This window comes from Pseudomonas mediterranea CFBP 5447 (assembly GCF_000774145.1).
In the GTDB taxonomy this organism is placed as follows: domain Bacteria; phylum Pseudomonadota; class Gammaproteobacteria; order Pseudomonadales; family Pseudomonadaceae; genus Aquipseudomonas; species Aquipseudomonas mediterranea.
This window is the reverse complement of the sequence record NZ_KN322983.1, coordinates 964,031-985,459: the sequence shown is the minus strand read 5'-3', so window position 1 is coordinate 985,459 and position 21,429 is coordinate 964,031. Positions and strand designations below refer to the sequence as shown.

Sequence of the window (21,429 nt, the reverse complement as noted above, 5' to 3'; positions counted from 1 at the left end):
CTCGATAACCGCGCTTTTCCTCATTCTCAAAAAAACCACACACAGCTCACAGAATTTTCATCCGCTCTGGCCAACCCTGTAATGGCTGGCAATGAGCCAGCTCTCGAAAGGCGTTACGTGGTAAGCCACACCGGAGCCAAACATGAATCTCAGATCGCTCAATATCGCACGCAGAGCTGCATTCTGCTTCGGTGTCATCACTCTGCTTTTGATCGGCCTGGGAGGCTTCTCCTACGTTCAAATCGGCCACTTGCGCACCGCGGAGCAAGACATAGAAGAAAACTCACTGCCTAGCATTCAAGTGGTCGATGACATTCAGATTGCGCTTCTACACGCTCGTCTCGAGAGCATCAGGATGCTGGGCAGCACCGATCCCTCAGTCAAAAGCACGTCGCAAGCCAAAGTGCGACAAGCCATGGAGACCCTACAGTCGCGCAGCGAATACTATCGGCAGAATCTGATGACAGGCGATAAGGACAGCGCCCTGTTCGATGAGGCCCAAACCGCGATGAACACCTACATCGATGGATTGAAGCAAGTCATCGCAATGGACGCTTCCGACCATGACAAGGCCGTTGCCTTCGCCAACTCCGAACAGGCCAACCGCGCCACGGCCTATCAGGAGAAACTCACGCTCATGCGCGAGCTGAACGCAAAAGAGACGAAGCGGTCAGGCGCCATTGCAACGGCAGTGTATGGCCATAGCGTCAACGTCCTGATGATTGTGGTAGTCGTCGCGCTGATCCTCACGGTCTTCCTCGCTATCGCCTTGACCCGCAGCATCGTCGATCCGATCAATACATCGCTGAAGCTGGCTGAAGACATTGCCGAAGGCGATCTGACCCGGCAGCTTGAGGTCACCGGGAAGGATGAAGCCTCTCGCCTGATGCAGGCGCTCAACATCATGTCGGAGAAGCTGCGGCAAACGGTTCTGGAGATTTCCGGCGCGTCTACGCAACTGAGCACTGCCGCTGTCGAAATGACGTCCATCACTGAAAGCGCCGACCGGACATTGCAGCAACAGAACAGCGAAATCGAGCAAGCCGCCACTGCAGTCAACGAGATGAGCGCGGCCGTTGAGGAAGTGGCTCGCAATGCTACGTCTACCTCCCAGGCAGCCCAACAGTCGAGCCTGTCGGCAGACCTGGGCAATGAACGTGTCACTGAAACCCTGGCAGCCATGCGCAACCTGACGAGCCTGGTGGAAGGTTCATCCGCACAGGTTCTGGCGCTGGCCGGCCAAGCCCAGGACATCAGCAAAGTGTTGAGCGTCATCAGGGGCATTGCCGAGCAGACCAATCTCCTGGCATTGAATGCCGCCATCGAAGCGGCTCGGGCAGGCGAGCAAGGTCGAGGCTTTGCCGTGGTTGCCGACGAAGTGCGCGCCCTGGCACACCGTACGCAAACCTCCACCCAGGAAATCGAACAGATGATCGCGGCGATCCAGGCCGGTTCTTCTGCCACGGTGGAGTCGATGCACAAAAGCACCCAGGAGGTGCATAGCACCAGGAAAACAGCCGAAGACGCCGGGCAGTCCTTGCAACAAATCACCCATGCCGTGCTGGAGATAAACGAACGCAACCTGCAGATCGCAACAGCGTCCGAGCAACAGGCGCATGTGGCACGCGATGTGGATCGGAGCCTGGTCAGCATTCGCGACCTGGCGGTGCAGAGCAGCGAGGGAACCCGTCAAACGCTGATTGCCAGCAACGAGCTGTCGCAACTTGCGGTGAACCTGAACAACCTGGTGCTGCGGTTCAAGACGTGACGGCCCAAACAGCAAGATCGTTCAATACGGCAATCGCATAATCCGAGATTCTGAACCCCCATTCATAATCGACGTGCGTCGCCCATGCATTCCAACCTTTCGCCTTATCGAGCCTTCTGGAAAGGCGCGATGGCTGTGACTCCGCTGTCCCTGGCCTGTGCTCCCTGGGGCTTGCTGGTTGGATCATTGGCGATCGATGCCCAGCTGACGCCTCTCGAAAGCCAGGGCTTTTCGGCCATCGTTTTTGCCGGTGCCGCGCAACTCGTCGCCATCGGCATGATCAAGACAGGAGCCAGCCTCTCCTCGATTCTTGTGACGACTCTTCTCCTGACGTCGCAGCACCTGCTTTACGGTTTGCACATGCGCGCCACCCTCTCCCCGCTTTCTTCACGATGGAGACTAGGCCTCGGTTTTCTGTTGACCGACGAGTTTTTCGCGCTGAACAGCCAGTATGACCAGAAGACGTTCAGCCGCTGGTTTGCCCTGGGTGTCGGCCTCAGCTTTTACCTGGCATGGAACCTGTTCACCCTGGCAGGGATCCTGTTGGGCAAGAGCATTCCCGACCTTGAGTCGCTCGGGTTGGAGTTTTCCATCGCTGCGACCTTTATCGCCTTGGTCACCCCGGTGGTGAAATCGGTCCCGACGATCATTTGTGTGTCGGTATCCCTCGCCTGCTCGGTGCTGCTCAGTTATCTGCGCTGGGAGTCGGCGCTGGTGGTGTCGGGATTGGCTGGCATGACGGCGGGTTTCATCTGCAAGCGACTCATGGAGGGGCGTTCATGATCCTCGCCGTTATCGCCGGGATGGGTGTGATTGTCTTCCTGAACCGCTACCTGTTTCTGGAGCCACGCTTACCGTTTAGACTGAGCCAAGGCACCCGGGACTTCCTATCCTTCGCGGTGCCAGGGATGCTGACGGCGATCTGCGGGCCCATCATTTTCATGCCAGGCCATACGCTGAACCTGAGCGTTCTGAATCCCTATCTGCTGGGTGGGATCTGCGCCGTGGGTCTCATGCTCTGGACGGGACGGGTGCTGACGAGCGTCCTGGTCAGCATGGGCTGTTTCTACCTGTTCAGGTCAATACTGTGAGGTAAGCCGTGGCCAGCAAGATTGAAAACACGCGTTTCTGGCAAGCCTCAAGCCTGGGTGGCGTGGAATTGCTGCACGCTCAATATTACCAGCAGCGCTTCACCCCTCACGTTCATGACAGTTTCGTCATCTCGGTCATCGAGTCGGGTGCGCAGCGGTTTCGGCATCGAGGCAGTGAACACGTTGCACCCATCGGTGCCGTGGTCCTGATCAATCCGGATGAGTTGCATACTGGTGCAACGGCCCACCATGAAGGATGGCGCTACCGAGGTTTTTACCCCACGTTGACGCAGCTTGCCGAGGTCCTGGCCGAGCTGGATATACGTTTCAACGGCTCCCCCCGCTTTATCAGCAGCGTCCTGATCGATTCCCAAGTGGCGCGAGCGTTCAGTAACGTGCACCTGTATGCAGAACATGAGGCTCCGGAATTGCTGCAGCAAACCGCCTGGAGGGAAGCCACGCTGATGTTGTTCCAGCGGTACGCCGGAATAGGCCCGGTCGCAGCGCCAGGGAAGGAGCCTGTAGCGGTACGTAGAGCCAGGGAAATACTGCTGGAGCGCCTGGCGTTTCCTCCTTCGCTCGAGGAGCTTGCCTCCAGCGTCGGCCTCTCTCCCTTTCACTTTGCCCGAGTATTTCGCAAGGCAACCGGCCTGCCTCCCCACAGCTGGGTCACGCAAAAACGCCTGGCGTGTGCGCAAGTGTTATTGAAGCAAGGTATTACGCCGTCCAGAGTCGCCGCGGAGCTGGGTTTTGCTGATCAAAGCCATCTTACCCGGCAGTTCAAGCAGGCTTTCGGCATCGGGCCAGGTGCTTACCGGACTGCCATGGTGAGTTGATGCCGAAAGCCGCGCCACAATGTGCACCTGGCATTGGCGTCGTGGGCGGTGCCCAGGAAGTTGTAGCTTCAAACAGCGCAGAACCTGTAGGAGCAAAGCTTGCTCGCGATAACGACAGCCCCGTCAACATCGCTGCTGACTGATTTACCGCAATCGCAAGCAAGCTTTGCTCCCACAGGTTTGTGGCTTGATTGGAATACCAGGCGAGACCCGCCCGACAGCGCCGGTCTCTACAAGCCCGCCGCCTGTGCGATCTGCAAACGCCAGTTTTCCGCGTCCTGCCAGTCGTCGCCAAACGACCAGGTCGTCCAGCAAGGCGTGCCGGAGCCGATTTGAAACTGAATCTGCAAGGTAAAGGTATGGTGGGTCGTACTGGACGTATAGGTGGTGGAGTTGGAGGTGCCCTTGCCGATCTCGCCGCCGAAGTGCGTGCTGCTGACCTTTCGCTCGCTGTGGGTGGTATGAGTGTTGGAGGTGTGGACGGTCTGGGTTTTCTCGTCGACCCGTACCTGGCGAACCACCTGCGGCGCATCGATCAGCGCATGCTGGTGGCCCGACTCCGCTGAATAGAGATAGAGCATGGCGGTTTCCGGAAACAGCCCGAGCATGTTTTCGCCACGGGAGATCCAGCGATACGGCCCCAATGTCTGTTCGGCGAGGAAGTCTGTGCACACCCTGTGCAAGACGACGCCGACGTTATCCTGAACGCGCTTGAGTTCGCGACTTTCCTTGCGCCAGAACAATCCCAGCGGCAGGCTGAAGACCCAGGTCACGCACCAGAGCAGTCCCGCGAAAATCGGGCCACCGATGTAGTGCCCCTGCGCCACCCATTTGATCAGGAAGTATCCGCAGACGAGCCCCTGGACGATCATGAACGGCTTGAGCACCACGTGCTTGCGCTGCGCCAGGCGTGCTTCGGCGGGCGGTATCAGTTGGCGGGCCTGTTCAACGCTTGGGGAAAGTGGGAAGTGGGTGATTTCAGCGCGGGTAGCGATTACGCCATGGGGCATGTGAAGAGTTCCTGTGACTGCCGTGTCAGTGCCGGGGCGGCTAGAGCGGGCACTATAGCGGCTACCGGACAGACTGCCCATGCAGACGTCGGTGAAATGTGCGCTGATCCGCGCTTGCAACGCTTGCCTAGGTTTCGAGCAGCCTCGCCAAGGCCAGGTAGTCAACCGCCGCCAGGTCATGGGCGCCAAGGCGCGCCAGTGATCCAGACGTTCGACGGGCCTGGGCCGCGCTGATCGCTGGATGGGATGCGTACCTCGAATCCAGCGATCTCCCCGTCGACAGCCACCTCCCCTGGCGTCAGGCGGCGGGCATCCATGACAGTCGCCAAACAGAGCCTGCCCCCAACGACATCACTTCAGCCCGCCGATTTGTATCAGCTGACACGCCTTCCTTGCGAGCAGACTCACTTCCATCAAACCGGCTCGACCTCACGCCGCCATGTGTTTCTCGCGATAGAACTCAAGATAAAGCACGGTGCGGTGAGCCCGGGAAGCGTTGACGGCGAAGTGGTCGAGGGAGCCGTCGAAGATCACCAGGTTGCCGTTGGTGCTCTGGTTGAAGCTGCCATTGACGTTGAGGTAGGCATAGTTCTGGGTGGTCGGGGCATCGATGGTCAGTTGCATGTGCAACAGGCCTTCTTCCCAGGTACCGGTGTGGGAATGGGTGCCGAGGAAAACGTTCGGCTCCATGCGCAGCAAGGCGCAGAGCTTGATCCCGGGGATCTTGCTCAACAGGTCGATGGTCCCGGGCATGGCGGCGCGGGCATAGGGGATTGGGGTGTCATAGGCAACCAGGCCGTATTGGGTCCATTCCGGCATGACGTCCATGTCGTCACCCCAGCCCCAGAGCCAGCCATACTCACCGCCGGCCTCCATGTGCGCGGTCACTTCATCGACGATCTCGGTGATCGACTTGCCCACGCGGTTGATGGTCAGGGTCGGCGCATCGAGGGCCAGGAACTCCTCGCGGATCACTTCCCAGTTGTCGGCAAGGTTCTTGAGATGCGGAAAACGGCTGGAATCATAAAACGACGGGCGCATAGGAGCTCCTTTTGTTGAGGGTTGTCGATTCCGATGGCGACGAGGGGCACAGCGGACCAGCCTGGGAAGGTTGACCCAGCGGGCCCGGCCTGTCTGTCACGGGAATCCGGTACAGCGTCACAGCGGATCGACCTGCGGGCCGTCGACCATCCGTGCCACGGCCAGCGGCGTGGGCGCCTCGTCCAGGCGACGCATCGGTCCGTAGAGAAGAACGCCCAGCGGCAGCAGCGCGAACAACGCCCCGGCGACCACAAACAGCATCCCCACCCCACGCCCCGGGCCTGTCCCCAGCCAGCGCCCGATCGAGTCGGCATACAGACCGCCCGGCATCAACGCCGGCTGGAACCAATGGTCGACCAGGAAGCCGCCGACGATGACGGCCAGGCTGGTGGCGGCAATGGTCAGCATACTGATCAAGGCAAACACACTGGCGCGGCTGCCGGCGGGAATCCTGCGCATCCACAGGGCGTTCACGCTGGCATCGGCGATGCTCGCCATGGTGATCGCAACGAAGGCCAGGGCGCAGTAGGCCACGGCCTGCGAAACCATCCCCAGGGCAACGACGCACCCCGCCAGCAACAGGTCGGCCACCGCCACCATCGCCATCAACCGGCGCGGATTGCCCATGGAAATCAACAGCCCCGCACCGGCCAGGCCGCCCAGGGCCGCCCAGGTATAGGCCATGCCCAGGACCTGGCTGCCCAGGGTCGACAACAGCAACGGCGTCATCATCAGCGTCGCCAGGGCCAACAGCGCACTGCGCATCATGGTGTATACCAGCAGCCCGGCCATCAGCCGCTCGGCGACGAAGAATTTCAGCGCCGCGGCGACATTGCCCAGGGCGCCGCCGAACACCGTGCCCTTGGCCATCGCATCGTGATGCTCCGCTGACGGCCGCACATGGGAAAACGCCTTGATCACCAACAGCGTGCCGGAGCAGAACGTCACCAGATCCACCGCCAGGATCGTCACCAGCCCGGCCTTCGCCATGATCGCCCCCGCCAAGAGGGGCGCCACCAGGGCCGAAGCGTTCTTGCTGATGCTGATCAATCCCGAGGCACGGGTGAATTTATCCGGAGCGACAATCGTGCTGACGGCCGCCTGGTACGCCGGCTTGCGGAACGCGCTGACAATCGACGCCAGGCAATTGAAGATGTACAGGTGCAACGGCTCCAGCCGCTCGAACCAGAGCAACGCCATGACGCCCAGCAACAGCACCGCCAGGCTGACATCGCAACAGACAATGATGACCCGGTGACTGATCCGGTCCGCCAGCCCTCCCGCCAGCGGCAGGAACAGCACCGCCGGCAAGGTGGCCGCCAGTACCACGTTGGCGAACGCCACCGCCGAGCCGGTGTGGGTGTATACCCAGACGCCGAGGGCGAACTCCATCAGCGCCGTGCCGATGACCGCCAGGGACTCGCCGCACCAGAGGAAATAGAAACCCCGCCCCAGATCGAAGCCCCTGCGGTCGCTCACCAGGCTCATGTGCGCACATCGCGAGGCGTGGCAAGATCGACCAGCTTGCTCATCAGTCGATAGACCATGGAATACGCCACCGCGCCGAGCACCAGCGGCGCATAGCGGGAAAACAGATAGGTGCGCAACACCCGCCTGGCGATGGGCGAACTGATGTTGCCGCTGACATGCAGAGGCGTCGGGAACGTGGCCGCGACCGTGGCGCCGAATGCATCGTCCATCGACTGGACCGCATGCCACCAATAGACCGGGATGTACAACGCATCGCCCGGCTCCACCACTGTACGCAGGGCACGCAGGTCCAGCGTTCCGGGGAAGCGCCCGGTGTCGATGTCGTACAGGTAGCCCGCTTCTTCGATCACCGGTCGCAACGCCCGCCAACTCTTCTCGTCCGGCGGCAGCAGCAGGACCTCCTTGGCCCCGACTACCTGGGCCATGAACGTCTCGTCGGTGACATGGAAGTGCCAATCGGTGTAGGAGTTGCGGTACAGGAAACTGCGATGGGGAGGATAGGCCCGGGTCTTGCCCAACTGAGGCATGAACGGCAGGCCACCGACGTCATCCTTCAACCGCTCGATGGCCGAGCCTTCGGAGAAACGGCAGCTGTCGGCCACCAGCGGCGAATCGCCCTCCCCGAGGCTGTCGAGGAATTCATGGAACGGCATGTCCCGGTAGACCGTGTTCGCGTACTCGGTCAGCTCGGCCTTGACCTTGGGATTGGACCAGCCGATGACTTCCGAGACGATCTGCGAACGGACCACCACGTTATTGTTGTGCGAATGGGCCTTGAGGTAGTCCAGGCGATTCCACTTGTGGAAGGCCGGCCAGTGCCGCACGGCATTCTTGATCAGGCAGGGCCGGTTGCGATTGACGTAGCGGCGGGTGAAATCTTCTTTGGAAATCGCCAGCGCATCGATCACTTCGACCGTCCCTGCCTGCGGGTGATTGGGAAAACGGGACAGGCTCCAGAACTTGGAAACCGGGCGTTCCGATTCGGCGGTCAGTGGCATGTTCAACCCTCGCAAACTCACTCAGGGTCGTTGGTATAACAGACTCGCGCGACCACGCCCAAGCGCCGCAAAGCCGCGTTTCCCACCGTTGTCCCTGCTTCCCATGACAGACATCGGGAAACGGATCCTCTAATTTTTTCCCACCTTGTGAAGGGACATCAGGCGTGACCGAACGGCAGGACGGCCCATCGACAGCCGCACCACAGCCCCCCCAACGCCCCCCTCGCATCAGGCGCCTGCCTACGGCCCCGATGTCCCTCTCCACGACTATTTGCATCCGCCGATTGGCAGTCGCCCAGGCCTCATGCACCGCCATTCGAACGGAGACAAACCTCAATTGATTCTGCCTGCAGGTGCTCCGAAATGGATTCGTCGACCGAAATGCTGCCCACGCAAGACTGCGCCACCCACGAATTGGCCTCCGTCCAGCAGGGCATCTGGCTCGACCAGATCGCGCACCCGGACCTGCCCTACTACAACATCGGCATGTCCCTGGAGATCAAGGGTGAAATCGACATTCCGCTGTTCGAGAAAGCCATCGAGCTGGTCGCCAACAACCACGACGCCCTGCGACTGAGCTTCAGCCATGAAGGCGGCATCGGCCGCCAGCGGGTCTTGCCCGAGGTCAAGGTCAAGCTGGAGGTGGTGGAGTTCACCGAAGCCGAAGCCGATGCCGGACTGGCGATGGAATACCTGCGCAACGCCTTCCGCCAGCCGTTCCCGGAACTGACCGGGCAACTCTGGGAAGCGCGCATGGTGCGTTGCGGCCCGAACCGTCACTACTGGCTCAACCGCTACCACCACCTGGTCACCGACGGCATCGGCGTGGCGCTGATCGGCCATGCCGTGGGTGCCGCATACAATGGCTTGCTGGTCGGCAACGACGAAGTCGCCCAAGGACATTCCTACCTGTCGTTCCTGGAGGACGACCGCGCCTACCTGCAATCGTCACGCTACGAGCGCGACCGCGAGTTCTGGCAGGAAACCTACGCGCAGTTGCCACCGTCGCTGCTGCAACGCCGGGCCGATTTCAAGACCGGCCAGGCCAATGAACTGGCCCCCAGCGCGCAAGTCCAGGCAATGCTGCCGAGGGCGCTGTACAACGCCCTGACGGAATTCGCCAGCGAGCGCAGCCTGTCGGTGGCCCACGTGTTGATCAGCGTGGTCGCCACGTATTTCTGCCGTACCGTGGGCGTCGACGAGATGGTCATCGGCATGCCCGTGCACAACCGCACCAACGCCCGAACCAAGGAAACCGCGGGGATGTTTTCCTCGGTGAGCCCGATTCGCCTGCCCGTCGACCTCGACGCCTCGCTGCTGGACCTGATGCACGCCGCCGGCGGCCAACTGCGCCGCTGCTACCGCCACCAGCGCTTCCCGATTGCCGAACTCAACCGCATCCTGCGCCTCGCGCAAACCGGGCGTCGGCAGCTGTTCGACGTTTCGCTGTCATTCGAAAGCCTGGACGGTGACGACCAGTTCGGCGGTACCTCCTCCACCGTCATCACCATGGACAACGGTTACGAACAGACGCCCATGGCGATCTTCGTGCGCGACTACCATCCGTTCGAAGACGTGCATCTGGACTTCAACTTCAACACCGCCTACTACAGCGTGGAAGAAGCCCGCCTGCTGCAACAACGCATCGTCTCGATGCTCGAAGCGGTACTTGAGCAGCATGACACGCCAGTGGGCGACTACCCGCTGATGAGCGCGGCCGAGCGGCAGCGCCTGCAAGTCGAGTTCAATGCCACCGCCCGCGAATATCCGCGGGATGTGCTGATCCACACCCTGTTCGAACAGCAGGTCGAGCAACGTCCTCATCACTGCGCCGTGCGCGGCGACAGTGGGCCGCTGCTCAGCTACGAACAGCTCAACCGCCAGGCCAACCAGCTCGCCCATCGCCTGATCGAACTCGGCGTGAAGCCGGACGCCAGGGTGGCCGTGTGCCTCAAGCGCAGCCCGGAAATGGTCGTCGCCCTGCTGGGCGTGCTCAAGGCCGGCGGCGCCTATGTGCCCATCGACCCGGACCTGCCGAGTGCGCGCCAGGTCTATATGCTCGAAGACAGTGCCCCCCGCGCTGTACTGAGCAGCCACGCCTTGCTGAACCAGTTGCCGCCATTGAATATTCCGGCGCTGGCGCTCGATGACGAGGACGTCCTGAGCGCGCTTCCCACACACAATCCGGATTCGCAGGCGCTTGGCCTGACGCCGCAGCACCTGGCCTACGTGCTCTATACCTCGGGCTCCACCGGTACCCCGAAAGGGGTGATGAACGAACACCTGGGCGTGGTCAATCGCTTGCTGTGGGCCCGGGACGAGTACGGCGTCGACGCCAGCGACCGGATCCTGCAAAAGACCCCGTTCGGTTTCGACGTGTCGGTCTGGGAGTTCTTCCTGCCCTTGCTGGCTGGCGCCGAGCTGGTCATGGCCCGTCCCGGCGGTCATCAGGAACCGGCTTACCTGGCCCAGATAATGCGCGAGGCGAGCATCACCATGCTGCACTTCGTGCCGTCGATGCTCGACCTGTTCCTGGAGCACCCCGACAACCGCGACTTCCCCGAACTGCGTCGGGTGCTGTGCAGTGGCGAAGCCCTGCCCCGTGCCCTGCAACGGCGTTTCGAGCGGCAACTGGCCGGCGTTGAACTGCATAACCTGTACGGTCCGACCGAAGCGGCCATCGACGTGACCGCCTGGCACTGCCGCCCCAGCGATCCCGGCGAAAGCGTGCCCATCGGCAAGCCGATCGCCAACATCCAGATGCACGTGCTCGACGCCCGTGGCAGACCGCAACCGTTGGGTATCGCCGGGGAAATCCATATCGGCGGCATCGGCGTGGCGCGCGGGTACCTCAACCTGCCGCAACTCAGCGCCAAAAGCTTTATCGCCGACCCGTTCAGCAGCGAGCCGAACGCCCGCCTGTACAAGACCGGCGACCTCGGCCGCTGGCTCGCCAACGGCGCGCTGGAGTACCTGGGCCGGAATGACTTCCAAGTGAAGATCCGCGGTTTGCGCATCGAGATCGGCGAAGTCGAAGCGGCCCTTGCCCTGTGCCCCGGCGTTCGCGAAGTGGTGGTCATCGCCCGGGAAGACATCCCCGGCCAACCCGAGAGCAAGCGCCTGGTGGCCTATGTCTGCGGTGAACCGGCGCCTGCCGAACAGCTGCGCAGCGCCCTGCTCAAGCACCTGCCCGAGTACATGGTGCCCAGCGCCTTCGTACACCTGGACGCCCTGCCCCTGACCGCCAACGGCAAGCTCGACCGCCGCGCCCTGCCCGAGCCCGGCCTGGAAGCCCTCGCCAGCAAGGCCTACGAAGCGCCCCAAGGTGACACCGAAGTCGCCATCGCCGAGATCTGGAAAAACCTGCTGCACCTGGACCAGGTCGGCCGTCACGACGGCTTCCTCGAACTGGGTGGCCATTCCCTGCTGACCGTGCAACTGCAAGCCCGCCTGCACCAGGAGCTCGGTGCCGAGATCGACCTGCGCACGCTGTTCGCCCAGACCTCCCTGAGCGAACTGGCCCGACACGTCGAGCAGACCGGTCAGTCGCGGCTCCAGTCCATTGCCGTGGTCTCCCGCGAGCAACCGCTGCCGCTGTCCCTGGCCCAGCAGCGCTTGTGGTTCCTCGATCAACTGGACCATGCCGCCAGCGTCGCCTACCACATGCCCGCCGCCCTGCACCTGCGCGGCAGCCTGGACCGCCAGGCCTTGCAACGGGCCCTGGACCGCATCGTCGCCCGTCACGAAAGCCTGCGCACCACCTTCGAACGCCAGGACGGCGAAGTACGCCAGCGTTTCGCCCCGGCTGACATTGGCTTCGCCCTGGTCGAGCATGACCTGCAGACCCTGGACGCCGAGACCCGGCAACAGGCCGTCGAACAGCTGTCCCAGGAAGAAGCCCGCGCCGCCTTCGACCTGAGCGCCGGCCCGCTGATTCGCGGTCGACTGCTGCGCCTGGCCGAGGACGAGCACATCCTGCTGGTGACCCAGCACCACATCGTCTCCGACGGCTGGTCGGTGGCGGTGTTGATCGGCGAGTTCAATGCGCTGTACGCCGCGTTCAGCCAGGACCGCGAAGATCCGCTGCCACCCCTGACCCTGCAATACGCCGACTACGCCGCCTGGCAACAACAGCACCTGCAAGGCGAACGCCTGCAAGCCCAGACACAATTCTGGAAAGACCATCTGGACGGTGCCCCGGCGCTATTGGAACTGCCGGCCGACCATCCACGACCCCAGATGCAAAGCTACCAGGGCGCCGCACTGGCGCTGCAACTGCCCGCGCCATTGAGCGCACGCCTGCGGCGTTTCAGCCAGCAGCGCGGCCTGACCCCGTTCATGACCCTGCTGGGGGCCTGGTCGATCCTGCTGTCGCGCCTGAGCAATCAGTCGCAGGTGGTGGTCGGCACGCCGGTCGCCAACCGCCCACGGCGTGAAACCGAAGCGCTGATCGGCTTCTTCGTCAACACCCTGGCCCTGCGCATCGACGTACAGCCCGACAGCCCGGTCGAGCAGTTGCTCGAACGCATCAAGGCCACCACCCTCGACGCCTACGGCCATCAGGACCTGCCGTTCGAACAAGTGGTCGAAGCCCTGCAACCGGAGCGCAGCCTCGGTCATAGCCCGCTGTTCCAGGCCATGCTGGTGCTCGGCAACACGCCACAGGACCAGGCTCTGGAACTGCCTGGCTTGAGCCTGAGCCCACTGGCCCAGCCCACCGGCACCACCCAATTCGATGTGAGCCTATCCCTCAACGATGACGGCGAAACCATCAGCGGCCAGTTCGAATACGCCACCGACCTGTTCGACGAAGCCACCATCGCTCGCTGGGGCCGGCACCTGCTGCACTTGCTCGATGAGATGCTCGACGATGCCACGCAGCCGGTGGCGACTCTGCCGTTGCTGGATAACCAACAACGCCGGCAACTGCTCGGCGGCTTCAACCAGACCCATGCGCCGTTCGCCGAAGGCATGCTGCTGCAGGAATGGTTCGAACAGCACGTACAGAAGCGTCCCCAAGCCATCGCCGTGCAGGCCGAAGGGATCAGCCTCAGCTATGCCGAACTCAACACCCGGGCCAACCGCATCGCCCATCGCCTGATCGCCGCGGGCCTGCGCCCGGATGAACGGGTCGCCTTGCTGGTGGAACGCAGTCCGGAAATGATCGTCGGCATCCTGGCCATTCTCAAGGCCGGCGGCGCCTATGTGCCGCTGGACCCGAACTATCCGCAGGATCGCTTGCAGCACATGCTCGACGACAGCACCCCGCGGGTCCTGCTCACCCAGGGCTACCTGATCGAAACCATGGCCGAACAACTGCCGGCGCTGCACATGCCGCAGCTGTTGCTGGACGACTCGACTGATGGCGATGACAGCAATCCAAGGGTCGAAGGCCTGACCTCCCGGCACCTGGCGTACGTCATGTACACCTCCGGCTCCACCGGCAAGCCGAAAGGCGTAATGCTCGAACACCGCTCGGTGTGCAACCAGATCGGTGCCCTGCAGGAACGCTACGGCCTCAATCCCCAGGATCGCATCCTGCAATTCGCCACCATGACCTTCGACATGTCGGTGGAAGAGATCTTCGGCGCCTTGTTGTCCGGCGCCACCCTGGTGCTGCGCAGCGACGCCTGGATCGCCGGCACCGCCGCCTTCGCCACGCTCTGCGAGCAGTACGCAATCAGCGTCGCCAACCTACCGACCGTGTTCTGGCAACAGGTCGCCCGGGACGCCCATGTCGCCCTGCCTACTTGCCTGCGTCAGTTCATGATCGGCGGCGAAGCAGTGGGCAAGCAGGCGGTGAGCCAGTGGTTCGCCCGCGCCGGCCATCGCCCGGCGCTGTTCAACGCTTATGGTCCGACCGAAGCCACGGTCAACGCCTCGATCCGCCGCATGGAAAGCGACCACGACGATTTCCGCTCCATCGGCAAACCGCTGCGCAATACCCAACTGCACGTGCTGGATGCGCTCGGCGAACTGGTCCCCATGGGGGTCGCCGGAGAAATTCATATCGGCGGTGTCGGTGTCGCTCGCGGCTACCTCAATCGCCAGGAGCTGACCGCCGAGCGTTTCATCGCCGACCCGTTCAGCACCAATCCGGACGCACGCCTGTACAAGACCGGCGACCTTGGCCGCTGGTGCGCCGACGGTACCCTGCAGTACCTGGGACGCAATGACGATCAGGTGAAGATCCGCGGTTTCCGCGTGGAGCTGGGGGAAATCGAAGCCGTCCTCGCCGGCTGTGCCGGTGTCCGCGAAGCGGTGGTGGTTGCCCAGGAAAGCAAACCGGGGCAGTCCGACAGCAAACGGCTGGTCGCCTACCTGTGTGGCGAGCCGGTGCCGGTGGAGCAATTGCGTGCCGCACTGCTGGCGGCGCTGCCTGAGTACATGGTGCCGAGCGCCTTCGTCCAGCTTGAAGCGTTGCCGCTGACCCCCAACGGCAAACTCGACCGCCGCGCCCTGCCCGCGCCGGGCCAGGAAGCGTTCGCCAGCCGCGCCTACGAGGCACCGCGAGGCGAGATCGAACAGATCGTTGCCAACGTCTGGCAGGACTTGCTCGGCCTCGACAAGGTGGGCCGTCACGACCGTTTCTTCGAACTCGGCGGGCATTCGCTGCTGGCCGTGAGCCTGATCGACCGCTTGCGCCAGCATGGCCTGAGCGCCAGTGTACGCACGGTGTTCACCGCGCCCAGCGTACGAGAAATGGCCCAGGCCCTGAGCCGCGGCCAGGACACTCCGTTCCTCGCCCCGGCCAACCGGATTCCGGATGGCTGCACTGCGCTGACACCCGACATGCTGCCGCTGGTGGAACTGAGCGAGGCCGAGCTCGAACGCATCGTCGCCGCCGTACCGGGCGGGGCCGCCAATATCCAGGACATCTACCCGCTGGCCCCGTTGCAGCAAGGGATTCTGTTCCATCATCTGCTGGGACACGAAGGCGATGCGTACCTGGTACGCTCGCTGATCGAATTCGACAACCACGCACGTCTCGAGGCCTTTGTCGGTGCCTTGCAGCAGGTAATCGACCGCCACGACATCCTGCGCAGCGCCGTGCATTGGGTCGGCCAGCCGCAGCCGGTGCAGGTGGTGCAACGCCGGGCCACGCTGCCGCTGCAGCACATAGCCCTGGCCGCCGATGAAGACCCGCGTGCTCAACTGGAACGCCTGAGCGATCCCCGGCACCTGCGCCTGGACTTGCAGCAGGCGCCGCTGATGCGCGCCTGCATCGCCCGGGTTCCGCACTCCGAACGCTGCCTGCTGGCGCTGCTCGACCATCACATGATCAGCGACCATGTGTCCCTGGGCATCGTCCTCGAAGAAGCCCAGGCCCTGTTGCAAGGCCAGGGCGACAGCCTGCCGCCGCCGATGCCTTATCGGGAATTCGTCGCCCAAGTCCTCGCGACACCGCCCCAGGCCCATGAAGCCTATTTCAGCCAACGCCTGGGCACTGTCGACGAACCCACCGCGCCGTTCGGTGTGCTGGATGTCCAGGGTGACGGCAGCCAGGTCGCCGAAACCAGCGTGCGTCTCGATCCCATCCTGAGCCAGCGGATCCGCGCCCAATCGCGCACCGCCGGCGTCACGCCAGCCGTGCTGTTCCACATCGCCTGGGCCCAGGTACTCGGGCGCTGCACCGACCGCGACGACGTGGTGTTCGGCACCGTGGTCGCCGGCCGCCTGCAAGGCTCGGTGGGTGCCGACCGGGCGCTGGGGGTGTTCATCAATACCCTGCCGGTGCGGGTCCGACTGGCCGGGTTCGGGGTGGCCGCGCTGGTGGACGAAACCTACCGCGACCTCAGCGAACTGCTGAACCACGAACAGGCCTCCCTGGCCCTGGCCCAACGCTGCAGTGGCGTCGGCGCCGGCCTGCCGCTGTTCACCACGCTGCTCAACTACCGCCATCAAACCGACGGCGGCTCGCTGGCCAATACCGATCAGGTCCTGGCCTGGGACGGTGTGCGCTTCCTGAGCAACGAAGCCCGCACCAACTATCCGATTGAAGTGGCCGTGGCAGATGAAGGCGATGACTTCTCCGTGACCGCCCAGGCTATCGCCGACATCGATCCGCAACGCATCGCCGCCTATCTCGGCCAGGCCGTGGCTGCCCTGGTGGACGCCCTGGAGCAGGCCCCTGACCGCCTCGCCAGCAGCCTCGACGTGGTGCCTGCCAGCGAACGCCAGTTGCTGCTCGAAGACTTCAACCGCACCGCCCGCGATTTTGGCCCGGCGCAACCGATCCACCAGCTGTTCGAAGCCCAGGTGCAGGCCAACCCCGACGCGGTGGCCCTGGTCTGCGAAGACCGCCAGTTGAGCTATCGTCAGCTCAACCGCCGCGCCAACCACCTGGCCCGGCAACTGCTTGAACTGGGCGTGCAACCCGATCAGCGTGTGGCCATCTGTGCCGAGCGCAGCCTGGAGATGATCGTTGGCCTCTTGGGCGTGCTCAAACGGCCGCGCCGGATGCACGGGTAGCTGGGCGCCCATCCGGCCGAGCGCATGGCCTTCATGCTCCAGGACAGTCAGCCACAGGCGCTGTTGACCCAGTCGGCGCTATCGCTGCCGTCCGGGGAACTGCCGGTGTTGCTGCTGGACATCGTGGAATCGTTGCAAGCGGCGGACGATGCGGCGTTCGACAACAACCCACAAGTACCGGGCCTGACCGCGGAAAACCTGGCCTACGTGATCTACACCTCCGGCTCCACCGGCCAGTCCAAGGGCGTAATGGTCGAACACCGCTCGGTGTTCAACTTCTGGCACGTGCTGACCCGCACCACCCACCAGCACTGCCCGACCCCGGCCACCGTGGCCCTGAACGCCGGATTCTTCTTCGACATGTCGATCAAGGGCATCTCGCAGCTGTTCTCCGGCCATCGCCTGGTGATCATCCCGCAGCTGATCCGCGCCAGCGGCAGCGAGTTGCTGGACTTCCTCGAACAGCACCAGGTGCACGCCTTCGACTCCACGCCGTCGCAGCTCGACACCCTGCTCGCCGCCGGCCTGCTGGAGCGCCAAAGCTACCAGCCGGTGAGCGTGCTGCTCGGTGGCGAAGCAATCAATGCCGCCACCTGGGAGAAACTGCGCAACTGCCAGAGCATCCGCTTCTACAACATGTACGGCCCCACCGAATGCACGGTGGACGCCACCATCGACCTGATCCGCGACTTGGGTGAACGGCCGAGCATCGGTCGCCCCTTCGCCAACGTCCAGGTCCATGTGCTGGATGCGCGGGGCGAGCCGGCGCCATTGGGAGTGGCCGGGGAAATCCATATCGGCGGTGTCGGCGTGGCCCGGGGTTACCTCTTGGCCGGCCTCGACTCACGGCTCGCGAACATCGCCGATCCGTTCAGCCATAAGCCGAACGCCCGTCTGTACAAGACCGGCGACCTCGGCCGCTGGCTGGCCGACGGCACGCTGGAGTACCTGGGTCGTAACGACTTCCAAGTGAAGATCCGCGGTTTCCGCATCGAGTTGGGCGAGATCGAGAACGTGCTGCTCGGTTGTGCCGGCATCACCGACGCCGTGGTCATAGCCCGGGACGACAATCGCCTGGTGGCCTACCTGTGCGGTGAACCGGCCAGCGCCGAACAGCTGCGCAGCGCCTTGCTCAAGCACCTACCCGAATACATGGTGCCCAGCGCCTTCGTGCACCTGGACGCCCTGCCCCTGACCGCGAATGGCAAGCTCGACCGCCGCGCCCTGCCCGAGCCCGGCCTGGAAGCCCTCGCCAGCAAGGCCTACGAAGCGCCGCAAGGTGACACCGAAGTCGCCATCGCCGAGATCTGGAAAAACCTGCTGCACCTGGATCAGGTCGGCCGGCACGACGGCTTCCTCGAACTCGGCGGCCATTCCCTGTTGACCGTGCAACTGCAAGCCCGCCTGCACCAGGAGCTCGGTGCCGAGATCGACCTGCGCACGCTGTTCGCCCAGACCTCCCTGAGCGAACTGGCCCGACACGTCGAGCAGACCGGTCAGTCGCGGCTCCAGTCCATTGCCGTGGTCTCCCGCGAGCAACCGCTGCCGCTGTCCCTGGCCCAGCAGCGCTTGTGGTTCCTCGATCAACTGGACCATGCCGCCAGCGTCGCCTACCACATGCCCGCCGCCCTGCACCTGCGCGGCAGCCTGGACCGCCAGGCCTTGCAACGGGCCCTGGACCGCATCGTCGCCCGTCACGAAAGCCTGCGCACCACCTTCGAACGCCAGGACGGCGAAGTACGCCAGCGTTTCGCCCCGGCTGACATTGGCTTCGCCCTGGTCGAGCATGACCTGCAGACCCTGGACGCCGAGACCCGGCAACAGGCCGTCGAACAGCTGTCCCAGGAAGAAGCCCGCGCCGCCTTCGACCTGAGCGCCGGCCCGCTGATTCGCGGTCGACTGCTGCGCCTGGCCGAGGACGAGCACATCCTGCTGGTGACCCAGCACCACATCGTCTCCGACGGCTGGTCGGTGGCGGTGTTGATCGGCGAGTTCAATGCGCTGTACGCCGCGTTCAGCCAGGACCGCGAAGATCCGCTGCCACCCCTGACCCTGCAATACGCCGACTACGCCGCCTGGCAACAACAGCACCTGCAAGGCGAACGCCTGCAAGCCCAGACACAATTCTGGAAAGACCATCTGGACGGTGCCCCGGCGCTATTGGAACTGCCGGCCGACCATCCACGACCCCAGATGCAAAGCTACCAGGGCGCCGCACTGGCGCTGCAACTGCCCGCGCCATTGAGCGCACGCCTGCGGCGTTTCAGCCAGCAGCGCGGCCTGACCCCGTTCATGACCCTGCTGGGGGCCTGGTCGATCCTGCTGTCGCGCCTGAGCAATCAGTCGCAGGTGGTGGTCGGCACGCCGGTCGCCAACCGCCCACGGCGTGAAACCGAAGCGCTGATCGGCTTCTTCGTCAACACCCTGGCCCTGCGCATCGACGTGCAGGCCGACAGCCCGGTCGAGCAGTTGCTCGAACGCATCAAGGCCACCACCCTCGACGCCTACGGCCATCAGGACCTGCCGTTCGAACAAGTGGTCGAAGCCCTGCAACCGGAGCGCAGCCTCGGTCACAGCCCGCTGTTCCAGGCCATGCTGGTGCTCGGCAAGTGCGGTGTCCTGGTCCGAGACCTTGACGGAGGCTTGAGCCTGAACCCACTGGCCCAGCCCACCGGCACCACCCAGTTCGATGTGAGCCTGTCCCTCAACGACGACGGCGAAACCATCAGCGGCCAGTTCGAGTATGCCACCGACCTGTTCGACGAAGCCACCATCGCCCGCTGGGGCCGGCACCTGTTGCACCTGCTCGAAGCCATGCTGGATGACGCCGCGCAGCCGGTGGCGACGCTGCCTTTGCTCGATGACACGCAACGCCGGCAACTGCTGGAGACGTTCAACCCTGCGTCCGTTGCCCTGGATGAAAGCCCGAGTCGCTTCCCCCACGCGGTGTTCGCCGCACAGGCGCGCCGCACCCCGGATGCAGTGGCGTTGGTCGGTGCCGGGCAAACCCTGAGCTACGCCGAACTCAACGCCCAGGCCAACCGCGTGGCCCACGGCTTGATCGCCCTGGGTGTACGACCTGACGACACCGTCGGCCTTTGTGCACGTCGCAGCCCGGAGATGGTCATCGGCCTGCTGGGCATCCTCAAGGCCGGGGCGGCCTATGTGCCGCTGGACCCGCAGTACCCGGCGCAACGCCTGGCCCACATGCTCGCCGACAGCGCGCCGCGGGCCCTGGTGCGCCAGCAAGGCCTGGACGAGTTGCCGGTGCCGCAAGGCCTGGCCACCCTCGAACTGGGCAGCCCGACGCTGCTGCAGCAGCCGGCCCATGACCCGCAAGTGAAGCTGAACTTCGGTCATCTGGCCTATGTGATCTACACCTCCGGTTCCACCGGACTGCCAAAAGGTGTGATGGTCGAGCATCGCGGCCTGCGCAACCTGCTGGACTGGTACCTCGACGACCTGGGTTTCCATGCCGGGGACGCGGTGCTGCTGGCCTCGTCCTATAACTTCGACCTGACCCAGAAAAACATCCTCGCCCCACTGATGGTCGGCGCTTCGTTGCACCTGGCCGAAGAAGGCAAGTTGGGCTCGCGGTAGCAGCGGGTCATCGCCGAAGCCGGCATCACCCACCTCAACATGTCCCCCAGCGCCTTCCACGCCCTGGTGGACGCCGATCAGCACGAAGCACTGGCCTGCCTGAAACGGGTGGTGCTGGGCGGCGAGCCGATCCAGGTCGCCATGCTGGAAAAACTGCCGTTGCCAAGGCCGGCGATCATCAACAGCTACGGGCCGACCGAGTGCAGCGACGTGGTCGCCTGGTACACCGCCGACACCGATCTCGGGGCTTACCGCAACCGCTCGATTCCGATCGGCCGACCAATCCGCAACATGCAACTGCATGTGCTGGATGCTCACGGGCAACTGCTGCCAACGGGTGTACCTGGCGAGATCCATATCGGCGGTGTCGGTGTCGCGCGGGGTTACCTCAACCTGCCGCAGCTCAGCGCCGAACGCTTCATTGACGACCCGTTCAGCGAGCGGGCCGGTGCGCGCCTGTACAAGACCGGCGACATCGGTCGCTGGTTGCCCGACGGCACCTTGCAATACCTGGGACGTAACGACGATCAGGTGAAGATCCGTGGCCTGCGGGTCGAGCTTGGGGAAATCGAAGCCGCCCTCGCCGCCCTTTCCGGGGTCCGTGAAGCAGCCGTCGTCCCCCGCGATCACCAGACCGGCAAGCGCCTGGTGGCCTACCTGTGCGGCGAACCGGCGGCCGCCACAGAATTGCGCGCCGACCTCCTCGGCCGCCTGCCCGAGCACATGGTGCCCAGCGCCTTCGTGGTGCTGGACGCCCTGCCGCTCACCCCCAACGGCAAGCTGGACCGCCGCGCCCTGCCCGAACCCGATCAGGACGCCTACGCCAGCCAGGCCTACGAGGCACCGCAAGGGACGGTGGAACAGACCATTGCCGATATCTGGCAACAACTGCTGGGCCTCGAACGGGTCGGCCGCCACGATGGCTTCTTCGAACTCGGCGGTCACTCGTTGATGGCGGTCAGCCTGATCGAACGCCTGCGCGAACACGGCCTGAACGCCGACGTGCGCAGCGTCTTCGGTGCACCGACCCTGCGGGACCTTGCTTCGGCCCTGACGGATGCCAGCCACACCGCCTTCCAGGCCCCGGCCAACCGCATCCCGGCCGATTGCACCGCGCTGACC

Annotated in this window: 8 protein-coding genes and 1 pseudogene; 5 read left to right on the top strand and 4 right to left on the bottom strand. The window is 63.9% G+C overall.

Translation table 11 applies throughout. The annotated features are described in order from the left end of the window. The first annotated feature begins 142 nt into the window (after positions 1–142). The 4 genes from N005_RS09770 to N005_RS09755 all read left to right on the top strand — a co-directional run bounded on the left by N005_RS09770 (position 143) and on the right by N005_RS09755 (position 3,695). Positions 143–1,768, top strand: a complete 1,626-nt coding sequence (locus N005_RS09770) for a methyl-accepting chemotaxis protein (protein WP_047700994.1) — start codon at positions 143–145, stop codon at positions 1,766–1,768. An 84-nt stretch (positions 1,769–1,852) separates the two neighbouring features. After that, positions 1,853–2,551, top strand: coding sequence for an AzlC family ABC transporter permease (locus N005_RS09765; RefSeq protein WP_047700993.1), 699 nt, complete (start codon positions 1,853–1,855; stop codon positions 2,549–2,551). Continuing rightward, positions 2,548–2,859: an AzlD domain-containing protein gene (locus N005_RS09760; protein ID WP_047700992.1), complete on the top strand. Its 312-nt coding sequence runs from the start codon at positions 2,548–2,550 to the stop codon at positions 2,857–2,859. The genes N005_RS09765 and N005_RS09760 overlap by 4 nt, the downstream gene beginning before the upstream one ends. Positions 2,860–2,867: 8 nt before the next feature. Then, positions 2,868–3,695, top strand: a complete 828-nt coding sequence (locus tag N005_RS09755) for a helix-turn-helix transcriptional regulator (RefSeq protein WP_047700991.1) — start codon at positions 2,868–2,870, stop codon at positions 3,693–3,695. 230 nt (positions 3,696–3,925) lie between these two features. Here N005_RS09755 and N005_RS09750 read toward each other — a convergent pair whose 3' ends face one another. The 4 genes from N005_RS09750 to N005_RS09735 form a co-directional block, all read right to left on the bottom strand. Next, positions 3,926–4,705 carry a hypothetical protein gene (locus tag N005_RS09750; RefSeq protein ID WP_047700990.1) on the bottom strand — a complete coding sequence of 260 codons (780 nt, stop codon included), beginning with the start codon at positions 4,703–4,705 and terminating at the stop codon, positions 3,926–3,928. Positions 4,706–5,134: 429 nt separating this feature from the next. Further along, entirely contained in the window at positions 5,135–5,746 is a 612-nt protein-coding gene (locus tag N005_RS09745; RefSeq protein ID WP_047700989.1) for an aspartyl/asparaginyl beta-hydroxylase domain-containing protein, read from the bottom strand. Between the two features lie 117 nt (positions 5,747–5,863). Continuing rightward, positions 5,864–7,234, bottom strand: coding sequence for an MFS transporter (locus tag N005_RS09740; RefSeq protein ID WP_047700988.1), 1,371 nt, complete (start codon positions 7,232–7,234; stop codon positions 5,864–5,866). Continuing rightward, positions 7,231–8,235 (bottom strand): cupin-like domain-containing protein, encoded by a 1,005-nt coding sequence (locus N005_RS09735; RefSeq protein ID WP_047700987.1) that lies wholly within the window; start codon positions 8,233–8,235, stop codon positions 7,231–7,233. Before N005_RS09735 ends, N005_RS09740 begins: the two co-directional genes overlap by 4 nt. A 363-nt stretch (positions 8,236–8,598) precedes the next feature. Here N005_RS09735 and N005_RS27780 point away from each other — a divergent pair. Then, a pseudogene (locus N005_RS27780) lies at positions 8,599–21,348 on the top strand (amino acid adenylation domain-containing protein); the annotation flags it as partial. Between the last annotated feature and the right edge of the window lie 81 nt (positions 21,349–21,429).